Origin of the sequence: Bacillus sp. AP8 (assembly GCF_000321185.1) — a bacterium.
In the GTDB taxonomy this organism is placed as follows: Bacteria; Bacillota; Bacilli; order Bacillales; family DSM-1321; genus Bacillus_AD; species Bacillus_AD massilioanorexius.
Window position 1 is genome coordinate 25,662 of the sequence record NZ_CAPG01000056.1, and the last position, 23,844, is coordinate 49,505.

23 protein-coding genes and 1 tRNA gene are annotated in these 23,844 nt (G+C 35.8%); 1 reads left to right on the forward strand and 23 read right to left on the reverse strand.

The features are described from left to right. Positions 1-29: 29 nt before the first annotated feature. The 8 genes from gpmI to BN349_RS14230 all read right to left on the reverse strand — a co-directional run bounded on the left by gpmI (position 30) and on the right by BN349_RS14230 (position 8,192). Positions 30-1,568: a 2,3-bisphosphoglycerate-independent phosphoglycerate mutase gene (gpmI, locus tag BN349_RS14190; protein WP_019242990.1), complete on the reverse strand. Its 1,539-nt coding sequence runs from the start codon at positions 1,566-1,568 to the stop codon at positions 30-32. Beyond that, a complete protein-coding gene (gene tpiA / locus BN349_RS14195) occupies positions 1,561-2,322 on the reverse strand; it encodes a triose-phosphate isomerase (RefSeq protein WP_019242991.1) in 762 nt (253 codons plus the stop codon). Before tpiA ends, gpmI begins: the two co-directional genes overlap by 8 nt. A gap of 111 nt (positions 2,323-2,433) precedes the next feature. Continuing rightward, positions 2,434-3,618 carry a phosphoglycerate kinase gene (locus BN349_RS14200; protein WP_019242992.1) on the reverse strand — a complete coding sequence of 395 codons (1,185 nt, stop codon included), beginning with the start codon at positions 3,616-3,618 and terminating at the stop codon, positions 2,434-2,436. A gap of 302 nt (positions 3,619-3,920) precedes the next feature. Further along, on the reverse strand, positions 3,921-4,928 hold the full coding sequence (gap, locus tag BN349_RS14205; RefSeq protein ID WP_019242993.1) for a type I glyceraldehyde-3-phosphate dehydrogenase: 1,008 nt from the start codon (positions 4,926-4,928) through the stop codon (positions 3,921-3,923). Between the two features lie 57 nt (positions 4,929-4,985). Next, positions 4,986-6,008 (reverse strand): sugar-binding transcriptional regulator, encoded by a 1,023-nt coding sequence (locus BN349_RS14210; protein WP_019242994.1) that lies wholly within the window; start codon positions 6,006-6,008, stop codon positions 4,986-4,988. A gap of 149 nt (positions 6,009-6,157) precedes the next feature. Beyond that, a complete protein-coding gene (locus BN349_RS14215) occupies positions 6,158-6,400 on the reverse strand; it encodes a glutaredoxin family protein (RefSeq protein WP_019242995.1) in 243 nt (80 codons plus the stop codon). 21 nt (positions 6,401-6,421) lie between these two features. After that, positions 6,422-7,732 carry an RNA polymerase factor sigma-54 gene (gene rpoN / locus BN349_RS14220; RefSeq protein WP_019242996.1) on the reverse strand — a complete coding sequence of 437 codons (1,311 nt, stop codon included), beginning with the start codon at positions 7,730-7,732 and terminating at the stop codon, positions 6,422-6,424. A gap of 388 nt (positions 7,733-8,120) precedes the next feature. Beyond that, positions 8,121-8,192, reverse strand: a tRNA-Arg gene (locus BN349_RS14230). Between the two features lie 520 nt (positions 8,193-8,712). Between BN349_RS14230 and clpP the strand changes: the two genes are divergently transcribed. After that, entirely contained in the window at positions 8,713-9,318 is a 606-nt protein-coding gene (clpP, locus tag BN349_RS14235; RefSeq protein ID WP_019242997.1) for an ATP-dependent Clp endopeptidase proteolytic subunit ClpP, read from the forward strand. Positions 9,319-9,530: 212 nt separating this feature from the next. On the opposite strand, the gene BN349_RS14240 is transcribed toward clpP, so the two are convergent. The 15 genes from BN349_RS14240 to BN349_RS14310 form a co-directional block, all read right to left on the reverse strand. Beyond that, a complete protein-coding gene (locus BN349_RS14240; protein ID WP_019242998.1) occupies positions 9,531-9,788 on the reverse strand; it encodes an HPr family phosphocarrier protein in 258 nt (85 codons plus the stop codon). A 28-nt stretch (positions 9,789-9,816) separates the two neighbouring features. Then, positions 9,817-10,761 (reverse strand): DNA-binding protein WhiA, encoded by a 945-nt coding sequence (gene whiA / locus BN349_RS14245; RefSeq protein ID WP_019242999.1) that lies wholly within the window; start codon positions 10,759-10,761, stop codon positions 9,817-9,819. Between the two features lie 73 nt (positions 10,762-10,834). Beyond that, a complete protein-coding gene (locus BN349_RS14250) occupies positions 10,835-11,821 on the reverse strand; it encodes a gluconeogenesis factor YvcK family protein (protein WP_019243000.1) in 987 nt (328 codons plus the stop codon). Continuing rightward, positions 11,811-12,710 (reverse strand): RNase adapter RapZ, encoded by a 900-nt coding sequence (gene rapZ, locus BN349_RS14255; protein ID WP_019243001.1) that lies wholly within the window; start codon positions 12,708-12,710, stop codon positions 11,811-11,813. Before rapZ ends, BN349_RS14250 begins: the two co-directional genes overlap by 11 nt. Positions 12,711-12,731: 21 nt before the next feature. Next, complete coding sequence (locus tag BN349_RS14260) at positions 12,732-13,190, reverse strand: NUDIX hydrolase (protein WP_019243002.1); 459 nt, start codon at positions 13,188-13,190, stop codon at positions 12,732-12,734. Between the two features lie 654 nt (positions 13,191-13,844). Beyond that, on the reverse strand, positions 13,845-14,801 hold the full coding sequence (gene trxB / locus BN349_RS14265) for a thioredoxin-disulfide reductase (protein ID WP_019243003.1): 957 nt from the start codon (positions 14,799-14,801) through the stop codon (positions 13,845-13,847). A 122-nt stretch (positions 14,802-14,923) separates the two neighbouring features. Further along, positions 14,924-16,414, reverse strand: a complete 1,491-nt coding sequence (locus tag BN349_RS14270) for a tetratricopeptide repeat protein (RefSeq protein WP_019243004.1) — start codon at positions 16,412-16,414, stop codon at positions 14,924-14,926. Between the two features lie 374 nt (positions 16,415-16,788). Then, a complete protein-coding gene (gene hisIE, locus BN349_RS14275; protein ID WP_019243005.1) occupies positions 16,789-17,424 on the reverse strand; it encodes a bifunctional phosphoribosyl-AMP cyclohydrolase/phosphoribosyl-ATP diphosphatase HisIE in 636 nt (211 codons plus the stop codon). Beyond that, positions 17,421-18,179, reverse strand: a complete 759-nt coding sequence (hisF, locus tag BN349_RS14280) for an imidazole glycerol phosphate synthase subunit HisF (RefSeq protein WP_019243006.1) — start codon at positions 18,177-18,179, stop codon at positions 17,421-17,423. Before hisF ends, hisIE begins: the two co-directional genes overlap by 4 nt. Further along, entirely contained in the window at positions 18,176-18,919 is a 744-nt protein-coding gene (gene hisA / locus BN349_RS14285) for a 1-(5-phosphoribosyl)-5-[(5-phosphoribosylamino)methylideneamino]imidazole-4-carboxamide isomerase (RefSeq protein ID WP_019243007.1), read from the reverse strand. The genes hisF and hisA overlap by 4 nt, the downstream gene beginning before the upstream one ends. Further along, positions 18,916-19,551 (reverse strand): imidazole glycerol phosphate synthase subunit HisH, encoded by a 636-nt coding sequence (gene hisH, locus BN349_RS14290; RefSeq protein ID WP_019243008.1) that lies wholly within the window; start codon positions 19,549-19,551, stop codon positions 18,916-18,918. The genes hisA and hisH overlap by 4 nt, the downstream gene beginning before the upstream one ends. Continuing rightward, entirely contained in the window at positions 19,552-20,139 is a 588-nt protein-coding gene (gene hisB / locus BN349_RS14295; RefSeq protein ID WP_019243009.1) for an imidazoleglycerol-phosphate dehydratase HisB, read from the reverse strand. A gap of 23 nt (positions 20,140-20,162) precedes the next feature. Beyond that, positions 20,163-21,428: a histidinol dehydrogenase gene (hisD, locus tag BN349_RS14300; protein WP_026089320.1), complete on the reverse strand. Its 1,266-nt coding sequence runs from the start codon at positions 21,426-21,428 to the stop codon at positions 20,163-20,165. A gap of 34 nt (positions 21,429-21,462) precedes the next feature. Beyond that, complete coding sequence (gene hisG / locus BN349_RS14305; protein WP_019243011.1) at positions 21,463-22,089, reverse strand: ATP phosphoribosyltransferase; 627 nt, start codon at positions 22,087-22,089, stop codon at positions 21,463-21,465. Beyond that, positions 22,082-23,269, reverse strand: coding sequence for an ATP phosphoribosyltransferase regulatory subunit (locus BN349_RS14310; protein ID WP_019243012.1), 1,188 nt, complete (start codon positions 23,267-23,269; stop codon positions 22,082-22,084). The genes hisG and BN349_RS14310 overlap by 8 nt, the downstream gene beginning before the upstream one ends. Positions 23,270-23,844 lie beyond the last annotated feature (575 nt).

A 23,844-nucleotide genomic window follows, 5' to 3' on the forward strand; every position in this document is an offset into this window, starting at 1 on the left:
TTATAATCTCCTTTAAATGTAAATTAGTATTATTTATTAATCAATGTAGATCCTGTCATTTCGACTGGTTTTTCTACATCTAATAAATCAAGCATTGTTGGGGCTAAATCTGCTAAAATTCCTCCGTCACGAAGAGTAATACCCTCTTTCGTTACGATTACTGGAACTGGATTTGTTGTATGAGCTGTCATTGGTTTTCCTTCTGGAGTAATAACTTCATCGGAATTTCCATGGTCAGCTGTAATAATCGCATGTCCACCTTTTGAAACAATTAGGTCCACAATTTCTCCTAAACACTCATCCACTGTTTCGATTGCTTTAATTGTTGGCTCTAGCATTCCAGAGTGTCCAACCATATCAGGGTTAGCAAAGTTTAAAATAATTGCATCGAACTTGTCAGCTTTAATTTCTTCAATTAAAGCATCCTTAACTTCATATGCACTCATTTCTGGCTTAAGGTCATACGTTGCAACCTTTGGAGAATTGATTAGGATTCTCTCTTCGCCTGGGAAAGTTTCTTCACGTCCACCACTCATAAAGAACGTAACGTGAGGATATTTTTCCGTTTCAGCGATACGAAGCTGCGTTAAATTGTTTTGTGATAATACTTCACCGATTGTGTTATCAAGGTTTGTAGGTTTGAAAGCTACATATCCTTTAACCGTTTCAGAGAAGTGTGTAAAGCATACGAAGTGTAAATTCTTCGGTGCTTTAGGTCCACGATCAAATGAACGGAAGTCTTCATTCGTGAATGTATTTGAAATTTGAATAGCACGGTCAGGACGGAAGTTATAGAAAATAACTGCATCATTATCTTGAATTGTTGCTACTGGTGATCCATCTTCATTTGTAATAACTGATGGCAGAACGAACTCATCAAAGATTCCATTTTTGTAATTGTCTTCTACACAATCCATTGCATTTTTATAAGTAGGACCTTCACCATAAACCATTGCACGATAAGATTTCTCTACACGCTCCCAACGTTTATCGCGGTCCATACTATAATAGCGACCTGAAATTGTTGCGAATTGGCCAACACCGTATTCTTTCATTTTTTCTTCAGTTGCTTTGATATATTTCTCAGCTGTTTGCGGACCAACGTCACGGCCATCAAGGAATCCATGAACGTATACGTTTTTAACGCCTTCTTGAGCAGCTAGCTTAAGAAGAGCAAACATATGATCAATATGACTATGTACGCCCCCATCTGATAATAAACCAAATAAGTGAAGATTTGTACCATTTTTTTTCACTTGTTCCATCGCATCAGTGAAAGTTTCATTTTTTTCAAACTCACCTTCACGAATAGCAACGTTAACGCGTGTTAAGCTTTGATACACGATACGACCTGCACCGATGTTCAAATGACCAACTTCAGAGTTTCCCATTTGACCGTCTGGTAAACCAACCGCTTCTCCAGCTGCTGTTAATTGAGCATGTGGATAGTGGTTCCAATAACGATCAAAATTTGGTTTTTTTGCTTGTGCTACAGCATTACCTTGTGTTGTATCACGAAGACCAAAACCATCTAGGATAATTAAGGCTACAGGAGCTGTTTTAGTCATTTTTACCTGCCTCCAATAATTGAAGGAAAGATTGTGCGTCAAGAGCTGCTCCTCCTACAAGAGCACCATCGATATCTGATTCAGCCATGTATTCTTTGATGTTTTCAGGTTTTACACTTCCACCATATTGAATACGTACTGCTTCTGCTACGTCAGAAGAGAATTGAGAAGCTACAACAGAACGGATGTGAGCACATACTTCATTTGCATCTGCTGCAGTAGAAGATTTACCTGTACCGATTGCCCAGATTGGTTCATAAGCAATTACAGTAGCTTTAACTTGCTCTGGCGTTAAACCAGCAAGAGCTTTTTCAATTTGTGCTCCAACAAGTTCGTTTGTTTTACCGCTTTCGCGCTCTTCTAAAGTTTCACCACAGCAAACGATAGGTGTTAAACCATGTTTGAATGCAGCAATTGTCTTCTTGTTAACAGTTTCATCTGTTTCGTTAAACATTTCTCTGCGCTCAGAGTGTCCAAGAATTACATACTGTACTCCAAGATCTGCAAGAGCTATTGGACTAACTTCACCAGTGAACGCTCCATTTTCTTCGAAGTGCATATTTTGAGCACCAATAGCAACATTTGTGCCTTTAGTAGCTTCAACTAGTTGACCTAAAAATGGTGCAGGAGAACAAATTACTGAATCTACTACATCGTTAGAAGGAACAACATTTTTCACTTCTTCTACAAAGCTTTTCGCTTCTGAAAGTGTTTTATTCATTTTCCAGTTACCAGCGATAATTGGTTTACGCATAAATGTACCTTCCTTTCCATAATTCCACACGTATGACAAGTATTTCACATATATAGTTAGGGCCCTTAACAAGCATATGCAATTTCTTATCGTTGTGTTTTCTTTAAATGATTAATTTTTGTCGTTAAGTGCCACTACACCTGGAAGTTCTTTTCCTTCAATAAATTCTAGAGAAGCTCCACCACCAGTTGAAATGTGAGACATTTGATCAGCTAAGTTGAATTTTTCAGCAGCTGCAGCTGAATCTCCACCACCTACAACACTGTAAGCATCAGAAGTTGCTAATGCTTCTGCAACAGATTTTGTTCCGTTAGCGAATTTATCAAATTCGAATACTCCCATTGGTCCATTCCAAATAACCAATTTAGAGTTTTTAATTACATCTGCATATAAAGCAGCTGTTTTTGGTCCGATATCAAGAGACATCCAATCAGATGGAATTGAATCAATATCTACCACTTTTGTCTCTACATTTTCACCAAATTCTGGCGCAATAACTGCGTCGATTGGCATGTAGAATTTTACACCTTTTTCTTTCGCTTTATCCATGAAAGATTTAGCTAATTCAATTTTGTCTTCTTCTAAAAGAGATGTTCCAATTTCGTGGCCTTGAGCTTTAATAAATGTGTAAGCCAATCCTCCACCAATAATTAAATTATCTACTTTATCAAGAAGATTTTCGATAACGCCGATCTTATCTTTAACTTTCGCTCCACCAATGATTGCAGTGAAAGGACGTTCTGGATTAGACATAGCTTTTCCTAGTACATCTAGTTCTTTTTGCATTAAGAAACCAGAAACAGCAGGAAGATGTTTAGCAATACCTTCAGTTGAAGCATGTGCACGGTGAGCAGCACCAAAAGCATCATTTACAAAGATATCTGCAAGATTAGCAAATGCTTTTGCTAATTCAGGATCATTCTTTTCTTCACCAGCATAGAAACGAACGTTTTCAAGTAATAGTACATCTCCATCGTTCATTTTTGCAATTTGAGCTTCTACTGCTTCTCCATATGCTTCATCAGCTTTTGCTACTTCTTTACCAAGAAGTTCACTAAGCTTTTTAGCTACTGGAGTTAAACGAAGTTCTTCATTTACTTGACCTTTTGGACGCCCCATATGGCTAGCTAAAATAACTTTAGCACCTTGCTCCATTAGGTATTGAATCGTTGGCAAAGCAGCGCGTACACGAGTATCATCTGTGATTACTCCATTTTGCATAGGTACGTTGAAGTCTACACGGCAAAATACGCGTTTTCCTTTTACATCAATGTCTTTAATACTCATTTTGTTCATAAAGAGTATCCTCCTTCTACTAATTACAAGAAATGAAAACTTTCTGGGAGTTTTACCTATGTAGATAGAATATCCCTATATTTGAAAACGTATAGTTTTCTTTAAATTAAAATAACAATGGCTATTGGCAAAGGCACCATTCCTACCCTAATTCTTGTAAGCGTTTCAAACATAAGAAAAAGGGAAAGGGCATTTTCCCCTCTCCCCTTTTTCTCTTTATATTATAGTCTCTACACTATTTTTTATCCAATATGTTCTTATATTGGATAGTATCGTTAGTGACAAAACTTTAACAGTTCTAATTAAAGACCTTTAGAAGCGATGAAATCAACTAAGTCTACTACACGGTTTGAGTAACCAGTTTCATTATCGTACCAAGAAAGAACTTTAACCATGTTTCCTTCCATAACCATTGTAGATAGAGCATCGATTGAAGAAGAGTGAGTGTTTCCGTTGTAGTCACGAGAAACTAATGGAAGCTCGCTGTACTCAAGAATTCCTTTAAGTTCACCTTCAGCAGCAGCTTTAAGAGCAGCATTCACTTCTTCAGCTGTTACGTCTTTTTCTAACTCAGCAACTAAGTCTACTACAGACACGTTTGGAGTTGGAACACGCATAGCCATACCGTTTAATTTACCTTTTAATTCAGGTAATACTAGAGCAACAGCTTTAGCAGCACCAGTTGTAGTTGGGATGATGCTTTCAGCAGCCGCACGAGCACGACGGTAGTCGCTGTGTGGTAAGTCTAAGATTTGTTGGTCGTTTGTGTATGAGTGAACTGTTGTCATCATACCGCGTTTGATACCGAATTTTTCGTTAAGAACTTTAGCGAATGGCGCTAAGCAGTTTGTAGTACAAGAAGCGTTAGAGATTACATCATGTTTAGATGCATCATATTGCTCGTTGTTTACACCCATAACGATTGTGATATCTTCGTCAGATGCTGGAGCAGAGATAATAACTTTTTTAGCTCCACCTTCTAAGTGTTTCGCAGCGTCAGCGCGTTTAGTGAAGCGTCCAGTAGATTCAACTACTACTTCTGCACCAAGTTCTGCCCAAGGAATTTGAGCTGGGTCGCGTTCTGCAACTACTTTGATTTTTTGACCAGCTACTACGATGCTGTCGCCTTCAACAGTTACTTTCTCTTCAAGAGTTCCGTGAACTGAATCATATTGTAAAAGATGCGCTAACATTTTTGCATCTGTTAAGTCGTTGATTGCAACGATTTCCACGTTTGGGTTTTTAAGAGCTGCACGGAATACATTACGTCCGATACGTCCAAATCCATTAATACCTACTTTTACTGCCATTTGTAGTTTCCTCCTTTTAATTAGGAACTGCATATTTTTTATTTTATATAAAAGGGATTAACCCTTTAATAACTGAGTTGCTGCTGCTTCATCTGTAATCAAAATGGTGTTGTCTGGAGCAATTTCCATGTACGCTTGAATCGCCTTAGCTTTTGTAGAACCACCTGCAATAGCAATGACTTCTTTTGCAGATTGTACTTGCTCAAGCTGGATACCTACGGTTTGAACTTTATGAACAATTTCTCCTGATTCATTAAAGTAATAACCGAATGCCTCTCCAACAGCATTTCCATCTTTGATTTGTTTCATGATGGTTTCAGTAGATTTTCTTCTATTTGCCATCATTGTTGCTTCTCCAATACCATGAATGACGATATCCGCATCATTAATTAATGATGTTACCTCTTTAATAGATGGTTCATTCATAATCGTATTGTACGATTCATGACTAATCTGGTCAGGAACATACAGAACGCGATATGACGAGTTCATTTTTTCTGCCATCTTAGCAACAATCGTATTGGCTTGGTCTTTAACTTCCTCACCAAGTCCACCTCTAGCTGGAACAAATAATAAATTATTACTTCCTAGTATCGGTGTTAACATTTCTGCTACAGAGGCCATTGTACTTCCTCCAGTAACAGCTATGATATTTTCCCCAGAAAGTAATTTTTTCATACGCAAGGCACCAGCTTTTCCAAGTTCGGTTTTCACCCAAGGAGAAGTGTCGCTATTCCCGTGTACAACAATCACTTCTTTGACATTGAGCTTCTTTTCAAGCGCTCGCTCTAGGGAGTCTAACCCAGAGATTTCTCTCATTATTTGATCAAGCTTCTCTAAGATTTCTAAACCTTCTTTAGAAAGCGACATCCCACTACTTGTAATGTCCACTAAGCTTTGTTCCTTTAAAAACTCTACTTCGCTGCGTACGACCCTTTCTGTAAGATCTAGACTAAGCGCCAAGCTTCGTCTACCCACAGGCTGCATAAATCTTATGTAGTGTAGAATTTGATACCTTTTTTGCATAACTTCTAACAAATCAGGTAATAATCTTTTTTGGATGTCCAATAGGGTTTGCATGGAGCATTTCTCCTTAAAAAATAGTATAGGACTTTTTTTGTCCATGTTAGACGTTTTTTGTCCCACAGTATCCAAAAAAATTTACCCTTGCTACAGATTCTATTTTATCAAGGGTTCATTTTTTTTTCAATAATCATTTGACCAGAAATTTATTTTTTATTATTCAAAAATATTCGAATTGATTGAAAGTCAATCTGACCATATTGTATCATTTCTCCTTGATATTCTACCACAGGAATCATCAAACCATACTCCTCAAGTAATTCATCATCCTGATATATATCAATTTCTCGAAAAGACACTCCTTCAGATTGCTTTATTTTTTCTAATTCTCGTTTAGCCATGTCACACAAATGACAATTATCTTTTGAATACAAAATTAATTCTTCCATTCATTTTCACCTACACGATTTTTAAAAACGCTTTCTTTTGGATGAAGATGGTATTTTGAGTTGATCTCTATATTTAGCAACCGTACGTCGAGATAGAACAATATGCTTTTCTTTATTTAATGTATCAGCAATTTCTTGGTCAGAAAGCGGCTTTTTCTTATTTTCTGCTTGTATTAGTGCTTGAATAGCACTTTTTGCTTCTTTCGCTGATACATCATCATTCGTCAAGGATTGAAGACTAGCAGAGAAGAATTCTCGCATTTCTACAGTTCCAAATGGTGCCTGTACATACTTATCCTTTACCGTTCTACTTACAGTAGATTCATGAATTTCTAATTCATCAGCAACTTCCTTCATAGTCATAGGTTTTAAATACGATAAACCCTTCTGAATACATTCCGGTTGTTTTTCAGCTATTTTACTCATAACTTTATAAATCGTTTCTCTTCTTTGTTGCACACTTTTTAAAATCCATTGGTATTCATTGTATTTATCTTTAAGAAAGCTGTTAACCTGCTTATCATTAACGCTTTTCATTTCATTATAATAATTTTGGTTAAAGTTTAGAGTCGATATAGGGTCGTTTGCCATTCTTATAATAAAATGATCTTCTACTATTTCAATGGATACATCGGGAACAACATAAGACGGCTTCTCATTTGAAAAGATTCCACAAGGTCTTGGATGTAGCGTTTGTACAAAATCAAAAATATCCTGAATTTCCTTCATTGAAATACCAAGTTCTTTAGAAATAACTTTCCACTTCTTTTCAGCAAATTCTATGAAATAATTTTTTAACACTTTATACGTGATCGCAGAACAATCTTTTCTCTCAATTTGCAACAACAAGCATTCTTGTAAATCTCTCGCCCCAACTCCTGCTGGCTCCAATGACTGAATGATTCGTAATACTTCTTCAACTGCTGTTACACTTTCACCCAAATTATTTGCTAAATCAATAATTGGAGCTCTTAGGTATCCATTCTCGTCTAAATTATAAATAAGGTTGCGAATGATTTTTTTCTGATTATCTTTTAAAGAATTCTGTGGAATTTGAGATAGGAGATAATTCTCCAAACTAACTTTCACTTCACCTATCTGTTCTATCCAGTACTTAGGATCGGCTTCTCGTTGTTTTTTGTTTTTTGTTTTAAAATCTGATACGGTTCCTTGGCTATCCAAAGAAATGAGTGGATTTTCCGTGGCCTTATTTTCTAAAAAAGAAACTAGATCTTGAGAACAATATTGTAAAAGAGCAATCGCTTGACTCAATTCATGTGTCATCGTTAACTTTAGTGTTTGTTGTTGAAATAAGCCTTGCTTCATATTCATAGCGACTCCCTCCTCTATTACTTAATTTTACATCCTCCTTGAATATTTTGACTATAATAAATTATACCAAAAATAACAGATCATACATAAATCATATAATATTACTTATTAATTTTCATAATAATTAGATTTATTAGGATGTAGTTTATCCGGTGTATATATCCAACTTATTCTTTTAGACTACTATAATTCTATAAATATGCTATTTGATTCATAATGCTTCATAAAAATTTACATCCTTTTGCTTCTGATTCCCCTATTATTCTTATTAGAAAACCATCTTCACGTATAATAAAGACGCGAGAGTAAGCCCTTTCATTTCTGACTCCTTCAAAAAATCCCTCTACGCATTCATGCATAGAGGGATCTTCTTTCTCCTCGCCTTTGACGCCCTCGGAGGGAATCGAACCCCCATTTTAAGAACCGGAATCTCACGTGCTATCCGTTGCACCACGAGGGCATATAATGGAAACAATCAGACTTTCATTATATTGTAGTCATTCAAATTTTGCAATAATATTAAAATACCTAGCAACTTTTCAACATCTGTAAACACTCGATATTCAAAGTTACATGATACTTATTTCTTCACTTTATAAAATTCAACTAATATAACATACATAAATTATCTCAATAAAATATTTTTGAAATGCATCATACATAATAGTTACCTTCAAAAATTAGCTAAAACCGATTATTTTAACATTTTCAATTCATTTAACTTAGATTTTTTACTCTCATTCATTATATAAATATAATTCATATCACGAATTACAATAGTTTCCTTTATCATAAAAAAATCCTGAAAAATGTTTATTTTTTTAGAACATTGGGAAAGATGTTATAAGTTGTCGAAGAAAATATAAGAGATATACAACGCTTTTGTTTGACCTAAATTGACCAAAAAGTGTATCATATGGATACAGCGATTTCATTAAGAATTGCGTTTAATTATTCTCTATACAAGGAGGAACAATAAAATGAATTTAATCCCTACAGTTATTGAGCAAACAAGCCGTGGCGAGCGCGCTTATGATATTTATTCTCGTCTTTTAAAAGACCGTATCATTATGCTTGGTAGTGCAATTGATGATAATGTAGCAAATTCAATTGTGGCACAATTACTTTTCTTAGAGGCTGAAAATCCAGAAAAGGATATTACGATCTACATAAATAGCCCTGGTGGTAGCATTACTGCAGGTATGGCAATTTACGATACAATGCAATATATCAAACCAAAAGTTTCTACTATTTGTATCGGTATGGCTGCTTCAATGGGTGCTTTTTTACTTGCAGCAGGTGAAAAAGGAAAACGTTATGCTCTTCCAAACAGTGAAGTAATGATTCACCAACCATTAGGTGGAGCGCAAGGTCAAGCCACTGAAATTGAAATTGCAGCTCGTCGTATTCTTCACTTACGCGACAAATTAAATGGCATTTTAGCTGAACGTACTGGTCAACCACTTGAAGTCATTCAAAGAGACACTGAACGTGATAATTTCATGGAAGCTCATAAAGCATTAGAATATGGCTTAATTGACCAAGTTATTACACGAAATGATCTTGAAGATAAAAAAGACAAATAATAAGAAAGTCACTGAAGAACAAATATGTGGCGATCACATTAAACCTTACCCTCTATAAGGAACTAGCTACTAGAGGGTAAGGTTTTTATTTTGACTATAAAGAAACGAGGTGACAACCAATTCATACTTTCTAGTATGTCGGCGCCACCTCCTTTTATTTATTGTAACCAATGGAGAATGAAGAAACATACTCACCAATTACAAGATTTATATTAGGCATCATTTTGCACGAATTCTACTAAGAAATCTACTGCTTTCTGCTCGTCTTTACCTTGAGCACTAATAATAATACTTGTACCCGAGCTTATAGCAAGACTCATTAACCCCATAATACTTTTAGCATTGACTTTTTTCCCATCTTTCTCTAAAAAAACATCACTTGAAAATTGGTTAGCTTCTTGAACAAATAATGCAGCTGGCCTTGCTTGTAAACCAGTTTTTAATCGTACTTCAACCTGTTTCTCAATCATTGTTTTTCTCCCCCAAATGTCATATTCATTATTTAACAGTTTCTCCTGCCCTTAATCGATTGGCAATGTCATCTATTTTTCTTAAGCGATGATTGATACCTGACTTACTTACCTTACCACCAGACACCATTTCGCCTAATTCTTTTAAAGTAACATCCTGATAAGCAACTCGTAGCTGTGCAATTTCTCTCAATTTATCAGGTAAAATCGATAACCCTACAGTCGCTTCAATATATTGGATATTTTCTACTTGTCTTAGTGAAGCACCTATCGTTTTGTTTAAGTTTGCGGTTTCACAATTGACTAGACGATTAACCGAGTTTCTCATGTCACGAACGATTCGTACATCTTCGAAGCGCATAATAGCATTATTTGCTCCAACGATTCGTAAGAACTCTGATATTTTCTCTGCCTCTTTTAAATATGTGATAAACCCTTTTTTTCTCTCTAGCGTTTTAGCTTTTAAATCAAAGCTATTCATTAAGCCACACAATGCGTCGTTATGCTCTTTATACAGCGAATAAATTTCTAAATGGTAAGAAGATGTTTCAGGATTATTTACAGATCCACCTGCTAAAAAAGCCCCACGTAAATAAGAACGTTTACAACATTTCTTTTTTACTAGTTCATTCGAAATAGTATGGATAATAGTAAAACCTTCTCCCAATATCTTCAAATCCATCAATATTTCTTGTGCTCTTTCAGAAAATCGAACAATGTATATATTATTCTTTTTTAATTTCATTTTCTTTCGAACTAACAATTCTACGTTCAAATCATAATTCTTTTTTAAAAGCGTGTAAATTCTTCTTGCGATTGCAGCATTTTCTGTTTGAACATCAATTACTAGTTTCCGATTAGAAAATGAGAGAGAGCCATTCATTCTAATAAGCGCCGATAATTCAACTTTCGAACAGCAATCCTTTAATTCTAGTGTCGTTAGTTCTTTTTTTGTTTCAGAAGCAAATGACATTCCCTCACCTCCTGTATTTCGCTTCCGCTTTCTGTCTTAAGGAAATGAAGTCGTATGTTGCTCTTACTTCCTATTACGTACCAGATAGCTCTTTGGTTTCATCCATTAGCATTTGAAATAAAATATTTGCTACTTTTTTTGTATCGTGGCGAATATATTCTTTTTCAAACGTCATAATTTGCTCTTGTACAACATCTAATCCTAATTCTAAAAGTCTCGCTACATCAAAGTGAACCGGATGTGCTAGCTCTTCTTTATATCGAAGCTTCATTTCCGCCGGTACCTCTTCATTATTCACTAGGATTGTATCAAGAAACGGCATACCTAAATGTTCATAAATTGCTTTTACATGATCACTAGCTGAGAAATTTAATGTCTCACCAGCTTGCGTCATAAGGTTACATACATAGACCTTTTTCGCCTTAGCTTTACATACTTCTTCTCCCAAATTAGGAACTAATAAATTAGGTAGAATACTTGTGTATAAACTTCCAGGACCAATTACAATCAAATCCGCTTCTCTAATAGCCGTTACAGTTTCTGAAGGTGGTCGTACATCTTCAGGTGTTAAAAAAACTTTTTGTATTTTCTTACCGACTATTGGAATATTTGATTCTCCTGATACAATAGTACCATCGTCCATTCTAGCATGAAGAACTATACCATGATTGGATGCAGGCAATACTTTTCCTCTTACATTTAATACTTTACCCATTTCTCTAATTGCATGAACAAAATCACCCGTTATCGAAGTCATAGCGGCTAAAATTAAATTTCCAAGAGAATGTCCAGACAACTCATTTGTATTTCCAAATCTATGTTGAAACATTTGTTCAATCAAAGGTTCTACATCTGATAATGCTGCTAATACATTCCGAATATCACCTGGTGGTGGAATTTGCATTTCATCTCTTAATCGCCCTGAGCTTCCCCCATCATCAGCTACCGTGACTATAGCTGTAATATCAACAGGATATTGCTTTAAGCCTCTTAATAAAACAGGAAGACCTGTTCCACCGCCAATAATTACAATCTTAGGTTGAGGAAAATCATTTCTCATTGCCAGGTTCCTTTCTATTCTTCATCTCCCTATGAGTTACAGTAGTATGATAATCTTCTTTAAAATAATTTCCTAAGTATTCTGCGAGTGCAACTGAACGATGTTGTCCCCCAGTACACCCAATAGCAATAACAAGTTGAGCTTTACCTTCTCTTTTATAGAAAGGTAGCATAAAGCTTAACAAATCTGTTACTTTTTCAATAAATTTTTGCGTTTCTGTCCATTTAAGAACATAGTTTGCAACTTCCTCATCCTGCCCCGTTTTAGGCCTCATATGTTCAATATAATAAGGATTTGGTAAGAAACGCACATCAAATACCGTATCTGCATCAATTGGAAGTCCGTGTTTAAAACCGAAGGACATGATATTTACCGAAAACTCCGGTCGATTATTAGAGGAAAATTGTTTCAAAATCTTTTCACGAAGTTCACGTGGTTTCATTTGTGAAGTATTGTAAATAATTTGCGCCCTTCCTTTTAACTCTTCAAGCATGTTTCTTTCCATTTGAATACCTTCAAGGGGCAGTCCTATAGGAGCTAAAGGGTGTGTTCTTCTTGTTTCTTTATATCGTCGAACAAGTGCGGAATCATCAGCTTCTAGGAAAAGTATTTGTGGCTTAATCCACGTTGTTTCTGTCATTTCATCTAAAGCCTTTGATAAATGCTCAAAAAACTCCCTTCCACGTAAGTCCATCACTAATGCGACTTTACTCATTTTATTTCCGGATTCTTTCATTAACTCTAAAAATTTCGGAAGTAAGGTAGGGGGCAAATTATCCACACAAAAATACCCTAAATCTTCAAAGCTTTGAACGGCAACCGTTTTTCCAGCACCAGACATCCCTGTAATAATGACAAGTGATATCTCTTTGTTAGATTCTGTAGTCATGATATATCCCCCATTCTTTTATTAATTAGGATCTAATCGATATGATAGTAATTCAAAATCAGGTGTATAGGTGAATGTCCCATAAATAAGTCCATTACCGTGTACCATATAATCTAATATATGATAATCACCTTCAGCCATAGGTAAATTTTTTATTTCAGCGATTGGTTTCCATTCTAGTTTACCCTCTTCGCTTTCATCTAAATTATAGCCATCAAAATCTTTTGCTATAAAAGTAAACATCATCCATTCTGATTGCACAACATCATTTTCTTTCATTATAAACGTAAAAATGCCTTTGATGATTGGATTTTTTACATAAATGCCTGTTTCCTCTCTAAATTCCCGAACACAGGCATCCTTTACTGATTCTGCTGGCTCCATTTTCCCACCTGGAGCTACCCACCATCCTCGGCGTGGTTTTTGTAGCAACAACACCTGATCATCTTTTATTAAGACACAATTCGTAACACGTTGCACGTTCCTCACCTCAAATCAATTCCCTATAAGAAAAACCGTCCGGTTCTTTTTGGTTATTTACTTTCTTATCTTTTAAAAACGAAACTTGTTTTTATCAGTTATTGTCTCAATTTCATTCATATCATTATCTAGTACATGCGTGACTCTTTTAGTACCCTATCGGACTTTTTATGAGAAGTTCTATTTCATTTATCACTGCAAATGAGATTTCTCTCTTTCTTTTAGCTTTAATGGTATAGATTAACAATACTTTTATCAGAAAACGCATTCAATATATTATACTATTTTTAATGCTAATACGAAAGTTGGGCATTCCCAGCAAAACGCTAATAACTATTCCTTCTCTTACATTCATTGTACGATAAACGTAGGATAACAGCATCTTCTATGTACCTTATATTTTTTGTCAATTTTCTTAATTATTAAAAATAACAATTAAAGATTATTCTCTCTATCATTCATGTGACATAATCCATGATATAAAATGTATTTAGTAACAAAAAAAAGACATAGGCCATCACCTATGTCTTCAAATGAAAAATGCAAATAAAAGGGGGTCTAATTCATTTGTATTATACCCTTATTTTATTTCATCAACATTACAGTGTAATTAAATGGAAATTACAGTTATTTCATTTAATTTATAAGAAATATTTAAGCTTCTGCTTTTTCTTTTTGAGCTTCAATTAACTCTTCTACATAGTGTTGAGCATTCTGAGCTGCAATACTTCCATCACCAGTAGCCGTTACAATTTGTCTTAATGTTTTTTCACGAATGTCCCCAGCTGCAAATATTCCAGGAACCTTTGTCTCCATGCGCTCATTCGTTTCAATATAGCCATTTTCATTTGTAATACCAAGAGAAAGGAAAGGTTTTGTTAATGGTTCCATACCAATATAAATAAAGACTCCATCAGCCTTTAACTCTTGTTCTTCACCATTTACAGTAGATACAAGAGTTATACTTCCTACTTTACCATTTTCTTCATTAATCTGTTTAACTGTATGATTCCAGATAAAATCAATTTTGTCATTTGCGAATGCACGATCTTGAAGAATTTTTTGCGCTCTTAATTCATCTCTTCTATGCACAATAGTTACTTTTGAAGCAAATCGAGTTAAGTACACGCCTTCTTCTACAGCAGAGTCTCCTCCACCAATTACATACAACTCTTTATTTTTGAAAAACGCTCCATCGCATACCGCACAGTATGATACCCCGCGTCCTCCAAGCTCTTTTTCACCAGGTACACCAATTTTTTTATATTGAGCTCCAGCAGAAATAATAATAGAGCGAGCTTTAAATTGTTTTGAACCACAGTCAATTACTTTGTAATCTTTATGGTCAACAACTTCTTTTACATCCCCATATGCATATTCTGCTCCGAATTTTTTAGCATGATCGAACATTTTAGTTGATAGATCTGGACCTAAAATAGAATCGAATCCTGGATAGTTTTCTACTTCTTCCGTATTTGCCATCTGCCCACCTGGGACACCTCTTTCAAGCATAAGTGTAGAAAGATTTGCTCTCGATGTATAGACAGCTGCTGTCATTCCTGCAGGACCTGCACCGATGATGACAACATCATAAATTTTTTCTTCAGACATTATTGTCACTCCTTCACATTTGCATAATCCCAATTTTCCATTCCCCAGTCAAAAGGATAACCAATAGTATTCCCTACCTTCATCCTATATAACAAATAAGTAAACGTCCAAAAATTTGCTTATTATAGAAGGTTGTTCACACTATTTACATACTTTCGTAAAGACGAAAGAGATATGTTATATTTATCAGCTATTTCTTTTTGAGTAAATGGCTGTTCTAAATTTCTTCCCCAAGCATAGTCACATGCTGCTGCCCATGCCTTAGAATTTGTTAAAGGTATTTCCTTATTCAATGCTTCAATACACAATGAAAACATCAGCTTATATAACTCTTCTTCTTTATGAGTAATAGGCTGATAATGATTAAATAATTGCTCCGCAACTTCGTCCATATCAGATACAAATTGATCCTCTAATTGATTATGACAAATCAAATGCAAATAACTTTTTTCAAGATCCATTAAGCTATTCAACTTAATAATAGGATGCTGCTCTATTTTCTTTTTTTGAGGACTATGCTTCAACAAAAACAATCCAAATAATCGTTCAACTTTTGATTCACTTTGTAATTTATGCAAAATCATAGGGGTTTGCTGCTCATATCCATCTATATTAGAGATAATTTCCCCCCATGGTTCTAATCCTTCTTTCGCAGGATTCTGCTCCAAAACCTTTTTCCAAGCTCGTTTTGCACTTCTTTCTAGACCTAATTGATGGGCACAAGTAGATAACCAATAATAGAAGGTATCATCTCCATCGTATCCTACTTTTTCTAATTGTTTTAACCAGATATATGCCCATTCATATTCGCCTATTAATGCAAATGTGGCTCCTAATTTATACTGTTGTTCAGATAGAATCGGACGTACTTTCTTAAGTGCTTTTATAAGTTCTTGCACATTATCCTCTTCTTTTTCTAAATGATAAAACACAGCTAAATTACACAAAGCATGTAAATTACCAGGATTTTTTTCCAAGACCTCATACAATGTTGAAAAAGCTCGCTCATGATCCCCTAAATAAAAATGTGCTAAAGCTAAATTGTTATAGGCAAACCAAAATTCTGGATGGTCTTTAATCGTCGCATTTAGTACTTCTATCGCACTTTCATATTTACCTGCCTCTAATAGCTCCCTCGCTTTTTCTTGCTCGTTAATTAGAGAATCTTGTTCAAAGAGACTTTCCTCCGATTCATTATTTTCAAATGTAATTAAATCTAATAAATCCTCAGCATCATCTACAAATTGCCCATCTATTTCTTTTCTCAAATATTCATGTGCGTGTTTGTACGTTTCCTTAAACATTCCCAAATGGGCATAATTATTCGCAAGAAAATAATGACACTCATACATATATGGATCTAAATTAGTAATAATATTATCTAGGATAGTATTGGAATGTGTATATTCACCTAAATCAGTACATACGATTGCAAGCTGACAAGCAATCATCGGCTCTAACGGTTCTAGTTCTTGAGCTCTTTCTAAATATTTCTTTGCTTTATATAAATCCTGCTGATGGTATGCTTTTAGGCCTTTGTTATAATAATATTCCCCCGTAGGGTGAAAAGAAAAAATCTTTGCTGTTTGACAAAACTTAGAGTCCTTACCCATGTAATCCTCCAGTATTAAAGTTGATTAACCTATGTATTATACCATAATTTTACGTTTGAATCACTGAAAAACCATCAAGTCCTTTCTAAACGTACCATTGTCTATAAATCATAGTTTAAGTGATAGCTCATCCAGAAAAATATGTAAATCTGACCTTTCCAGTTACTTCTCATACTTCTAAAAGATTGTTGCTTCAGATTAGCAAAAGAGGTTAACTGATTCAAGCGTAAAGTGCCGTATTCTGTGAGCAGCGGTCCTGCAGCAAAAAAGTCCCTTGTTAAAATCAACAGCAATCTAACAAGGTCTTATTAAAAAAGAAAACTTACTCACATATTATGGAAGTCATAAATGTAAGTAAGTCTTTAATCAGCTCTTTATTTATTTAAATGTCTTTCTTTTAACACCGAGATAACGGTTGAAAGAGACAAATTTTGCTCTTTTAATAAAACGAAAAGATGGAACAAGAGATCGGCGCTTTCCCATTTCAATTCATCATGATTTCGATTTTTCGCAGCAATAATAACTTCTGCAGCTTCTTCTCCAACCTTTTTTAGAATTTTATCTACACCCTTTTCAAATAAGTATGTAGTATAAGATCCTTCTGGACGTTCCTGCTCTCTTTGTGAAATCAGCTCCTCCAGTTCATAAAGAAAATGAATATCCTCTTTATCATCTAATGTTGACGAGTTCTTTTCAAATAATACCTTAGAAAAACAAGAAACAGTACCTGTGTGACAAGCTGGTCCTTTAGGATATACTTTTACCACTAGCGCATCTTGATCACAATCATATGAAATCGATTGAATGTCTTGCGTATGTCCACTTGTCTCACCTTTATGCCATAATTCCTGGCGGGAACGACTATAAAACCATGTCTGTCCTGTTTCTATCGATTTGTTTAAAGATTCCTTATTCATATAAGCAAGGGTTAATACTTCTTTTGTAGTTACATCCTGTACAACCACTGGAATCAAGCCATTATCATCAAATTTAAGTTGTTCAACATTCATCGAACGTTCACTCCTTCTTGTTGTAAATATGATTTTACTTCTTTAACAGATGTTTCTTTATAATGAAAAATTGAAGCAGCTAATGCAGCATCTGCTTTCCCTTTCGTAAAGGCCTCCTTAAAATGCTCGGCATTTCCAGCACCACCTGATGCAATAACAGGTACCGTCACGGCTTCGCTAACTGCCTTCGTTAGAATTAAATCAAAGCCAGATTTTTCACCATCACAATCCATGCTTGTAAGTAAAATCTCACCAGCACCTCTATTTACCGCCTCTTTCGCCCACTCGATAACATCAAGACTTGTCTCACGTCTACCGCCATGTGTGAACACCCGCCAAGAGCCAAGTTTTTCATCATATTTTGCATCTATTGCTACGACAATACATTGTGCTCCAAAATATTGACTTCCCTCATTAATAAGAGATGGATTCTCAACAGCAGCTGTGTTTAACGATACTTTATCTGCTCCAGCTCGTAAGATTCGTTTCATATCTTCTAAACTATTGATTCCCCCACCCACTGTAAAAGGAATAGCAAGCTGAGAAGCTACATCCTGAACGACTTGCACCATCGTTTTTCTACCTTCATGAGAAGCAGAAATATCAAGAAAAACAAGCTCGTCGGCCCCTTCGCTGTCATAAAATTCCGCCAATTCAACAGGATCTCCAGCATCTCTAAGACTTACAAATTGAACACCTTTTACAACGCGTCCTTCTTTCACATCTAAGCATGGAATGATTCGTTTCGTAATCATTTTTCTTCACCACCTACACAATTCATTGCTTGTTGAACCGTAAAACGATTACTATAAATGGCTTTGCCTACAATCGATCCTGATACTCCAGAAGATTGAATACTCGATAGCTGCTGAATATCTTCTAAACTACTAATTCCACCAGACGCAATCACACTTTTACCTGTTTCCAAAGCTAACTGCTCTGTTGCTCGAACGTTAGGACCCGCTAAAGTACCATCAGTTGCTATATCGGTAAAAATAAATACTTCTGCCCCTGCTTCTGCCAACGTTTTTCCCAATTCAATCGCTGACACTTTAGATGTCTCTAACCATCCGTGAGTGGCAACCATTCCATCTTTGGCATCTAAACCAATTGCAATGGATGACCCGTATTTTCTAAGCATTTCTTTAGTGAATTCAACATCAGAAACAGCTACACTCCCTAAAATAACTCGTTTGATTCCGTTATTTAAATAAAAAAGAATATCCTCTTCTGTACGAATTCCTCCACCAATCTGAACGTTCACACCTAATTCTTTTACTACTCGTATGACATGTTCATGATTGACACCACGACCTTCTTTCGCTCCATCCAGGTCGACCATATGAATCCATTTAGCTCCTTGCTCGACAAAGCTTTTTGCCATTTCAAACGGACTATCGCCATAAACCGTTTCTTGATTATAATCACCTTGTAAGAGGCGAACGCATTTTCCACCTCTCATATCAATTGCTGGATAAATTGTAAATGCACTCATGCCTTCACCTTCTTTTCAACTAACTCAATAAAATTCGCTAATAATTGCATTCCTAATTCACTGCTTTTCTCTGGATGAAACTGCATTCCCATTACATTTTCTTTCCCTACAATTGCAGGTACTTCTTCGTAATAGTTAGTTGTTGCAATAAATACTTCAGGATCATTACTTTGTAAATAATAAGAATGGACAAAGTAAACAAAGTCTTCTTGACAATTAGCTAAAATAGCTGCATTTCTCTTAAAATGTAATCTATTCCAGCCCATGTGAGGCACTTTATATGTTTCACCACTTGGGGTTTCCCCACTAAAACGAACAATTTTTCCTGACAATAAAGATAGGCCCTCACTGTAGCCGTTTTCATCACTTTCATCAAATAAAAGCTGCATTCCTAAACAAATTCCTAACAAGAGACCCCCACTATTTGTATACTGTTTAATAAATACATCTAATTCTTTCTCTTTTAAAAGAGTCATAGCATCCTTGAAGGAACCGACACCTGGAAGTATCAAACCATCTGCTTTTTGTAACTCAGCTACCTGATCAGAAATAAAATATTGGACGTCTAAACGCTCTAATGCCTTACTCACACTAAAGAGATTTCCCATCCCGTAATCAATAATACCAATCATTTATAGCATTCCTTTCGATGAAGGAATTCCTTTTACTCTCGGATCAATCGTCGTCGCTTCATCTAAAGCCCTAGCCAGTGCCTTAAAAATAGCTTCGATAATATGGTGCGTATTTTGACCATAGTGAACGATAACATGAAGATTCATTCTCGCTTCCAAAGCCAACTTCCATAAAAATTCGTGCACTAACTCTGTATCAAATGTTCCTACCTTTTGAGCTGGAAGCTCGGCACGAAATTCTAAATGTGGTCGATTGCTTAAATCAACGACAACTTGCGCTAGTGTTTCATCCATTGGTACAAAAGCATTTCCGTACCGTTTAATACCCTTTTTATCACCTAATGCTTGAACAAGTGCCTGCCCCAAACATATTCCAATATCCTCTGTTGTATGATGGTCATCTACATCAATATCGCCTTTTGCTTTAACATCCAGATTATAATGACCATGCTTTGTAAATAAGTCGAGCATGTGATTCATGAAAGGAACCCCTGTATCAATTTTTGAAATTCCTTCCCCATCTATTTCAAAACTTAAATTCACTTCCGTTTCACCCGTTTTGCGATAAATCTTTCCTTCTCGTTTCATCAGCAGCTTCTCCTTCAGCATTCTTATTTTTTACGAATATCAATGGCTCTAGCATGTGCCTCTAAGCCTTCCAATCTAGCAAAGGCAGCAATTTTATCTGCATTTTTTTCAAAATCTGCCTGACTGTACATAATAATGCTCGATTTCTTTTGGAAATCATCTACATTTAAAGGACTTGAAAAACGGGCTGTACCATTTGTAGGTAATACATGGTTTGGACCTGCAAAGTAATCTCCTACTGGTTCCGAGCTATATCTCCCTAGAAAAATCGCACCTGCATGGCGTATCTTACCTAATATTGACATGGGTTCTTCTACAATCACCTCTAAATGTTCTGGGGCAATTTCATTTATTGCTTCAATGGCTTCATCTATCGTTTCTGTTACTATCACTCTTCCATAATCCTCTATAGATTTTCTCGCAATATCCTGTCGTGGTAATTTAGCAAGCTGTTCTTCAACCTGTTTAACCGTTTCTTCTGCTAATTTCATCGAACTAGTAACCAATACACTACAAGCTCTAGTATCGTGTTCAGCCTGTGAAAGTAAATCTGCTGCTACTTCAGCTGCAATGGCCGTGTCATCAGCTAATACCGCTATTTCACTTGGACCTGCAATCATATCAATGTCTACATCTCCAAACACTTCTCTTTTCGCTAAAGCAACGTAAATATTACCTGGTCCAGTTATTTTATCTACTTTTTTAATACTTTCCGTTCCATATGCCAGCGCTGCTATCGCCTGTGCTCCACCGACCTTGTATATTTCAGTAACACCTGCAATAGAGGCTGCAGCTAACACAGAAGCTGGTAATGAGCCATCTTTTCCAGGAGGACAAACCATTACAATTCTTTTCACTCCCGCTACTTTCGCTGGCATCACATTCATAAAAACGGAAGATGGATATGCTGCCGTTCCACCTGGCACATACAAACCTACCGAATCAAGAGGTGTGATCTTTTGTCCAAGAATCGTTCCGGATTCCTCAGTATTCATCCAAGAATTTCTTCGTTGCTTTTGGTGAAAACTTTCTATGTTTTGAGCTGCTTCTTTCATAATCGTTAAGATACTGTGATCCATTGTCTTTACAGCTGCTTCTATCTCATCTTCCGTAACCACAAAACTTTTCAGCTCTACTTGATCAAATTCTTTCGTATAAGCAAATAAAGCCTCGTCTCCTTGTTCTCGAACAGTAGAAATAATCTTTCGAACAGTTTCTCTTTGTTCAGCTGTCCCTGAATCTACTGATCTTTTTAAAGATAAATTAGGTGTACGCTTCTCAATTTTCATAGCTATTCCCCGTTTCTTCAGCTCATTATGATCTCTATTGAATAACATCTGCTAGGCGATTTACTAAGTCTGAAATACGCTTCTCTTTAATTCGATAGGAAACTGGATTAGCAATTAATCGTGAAGTAACATCTGCGATTTTTTCATATTCTACTAACCCATTTTCTTTTAATGTCTGTCCAGAGGAAACAATATCAACAATTCGCTCAGCTAATCCAATAAGCGGTGCTAACTCAATAGAACCGTTCAGCTTAATAATCTCTACTTGTTCTCCCTGCTCTCGGAAAAAACTAGACGCAACGTTCGGGTATTTACTCGCGACCTTAGGAGCTACATCACTAAGCTTCGTTTCTGGTAAACCAGCGACAGCTAAATAACATGCACTAATTTTCAAATCTAACAGCTCATAAACATCACGATCTTCCTCCATCATGACATCTTTACCAGCAATACCAATATCCGCTACACCCTGTTCAACATAAGTAGCTACATCCATTGGTTTCGCTAAGATAAATCGGATGTTTTCTTCTTCCACTTCTAAAATTAATTTACGATTGTCATCAAATTCAGGAGGAAGCTGAAATTTGGCCGCTCGTAATAAATCCGCTGCCTCTTCAAAAATTCTTCCTTTAGGCATAGCTATGGTCAAAAAATCATTCATAGGATGTTTGCTCCTTTCTGCTACCTATTAAATACTGAACAGTTTGAAAACTTTTCGTAAAGGCATCCACATCATCTACTCCACTAATATCCTGCAGTACAACAAGATCTCCGTTATCTCGTAGATTTTTGGCTAATAAAATAGCTTCTTTTCTATTTTCTTTACTATACAAAATACACTTGATATCATTGCATTCTTCAAGTTCACCTAACGCTTCTAATAAACGATCAGCCATAATCGCAAAGCCTGTTGCAGGCGATTGCCATCCAAATTTATTTAATAAATTATCATATCTCCCACCATTTCCAATTGGTAAACCTACATGATTGGTGTACACTTCAAATAAAATCCCCGTATAATAGCTCATATGACTTACTAATGTTAAATCAAAGCTTACATAGGCTTGGACATCGTATTCTTTTAACTGATGCCATAACGCTTCAAGTTCTTCAATGGCATGGATGCCAATCTCATTTTCAAGGATGCTTTTCCCTAATTGAAAGATTTCTTCTGTACCTCTAAGATTGAGCAACGTTAGTATTCTTTGTTTATCAATTGAGGATAGATGCAAAGATTTTACATGTTCACGAAAACCTACATAGTTTTTTTCGAATAAGAATTTACGACATTGTTCTGCCCTTTCTTCATTACCCAAAATATGAAGAAATAATTCCTGAACAAAACCAATGTGACCAATCGAAACTTTGAATTCTTTTAAACCAGCTGCTTGTAATGTAGAAATTAAAAGCGCAATAGATTCCGCATCACCACTAACACCAGAATTGCCAATACATTCAACACCTATTTGTTCGAACTCTGCTGGTCTTCCTCCTTCTCTTTGCTGAGCTCGAAAAACCTTGGCCGAGTATGCAAGTCGAAGTGGAATTCTGTTTTTTAAAAGCTTTGAAGCTGCGACACGAGCAATAGGAGCTGTCATATCAGGACGCAAAACGAGAGTGTGAGCTTGCTGATCTAATAGCTTAAATAATTGTTGGTCATGAATAGCAGATGCTTCTCCTACCGTTTCATAATATTCAAGAGCTGGAGTTTCAATCATTTGATAACCCCAACTCGTTATTTCTTGTAACATTTTATTACGAATTTTATTTTTTGCTTCATATAGCAGTGGAAGAGTATCCCTCATTCCTAGTGGCTTTTCAAACATGAATAACTTCGTCATTCCCCTCACCTCTTAAAGAATATTCTGATATATTAATCGTACCCTAATTCATCAACATTATCACTTAATTCACCAAAACACTTTAGTTCGCTAATATACTAAAACATAAAGTTATTAGTAGTGTACTCTTCTTGCAATTGTTCGTCAAGAGGGATACTTGTCTTAAATTCCCTTTTCTATTAAAACAAAGGCGCATGCTCCTTCTTGCTAGTAAGGAACATCCTATAGACCTCAGCCAACATAAGACGGTTCCGACCAGAAAGTTATTCCTTAACCTTCTAATCGGATTGGCTTATAATCCTGAGGAAGTACCGTTGAAGCTGGACTTCAACATATTCGGAAAATAAGTTTTTCACATGTATAGGTTTTTATCATTTCCTAAACAAAAAGGTGTCTACAATATGATTTTGTACCACATTGTAGACACCTTACGTATTCCGAATATATTGAATACAATCATTATTTCATTGGAAGTTTTTACATACTTTGTTCCCTATACACTATTATTGGAGATGGGCTGAGGTGAATTCCGCTCCAATCGACCTTTTTATGCTAAATATATATTCACCGAACAT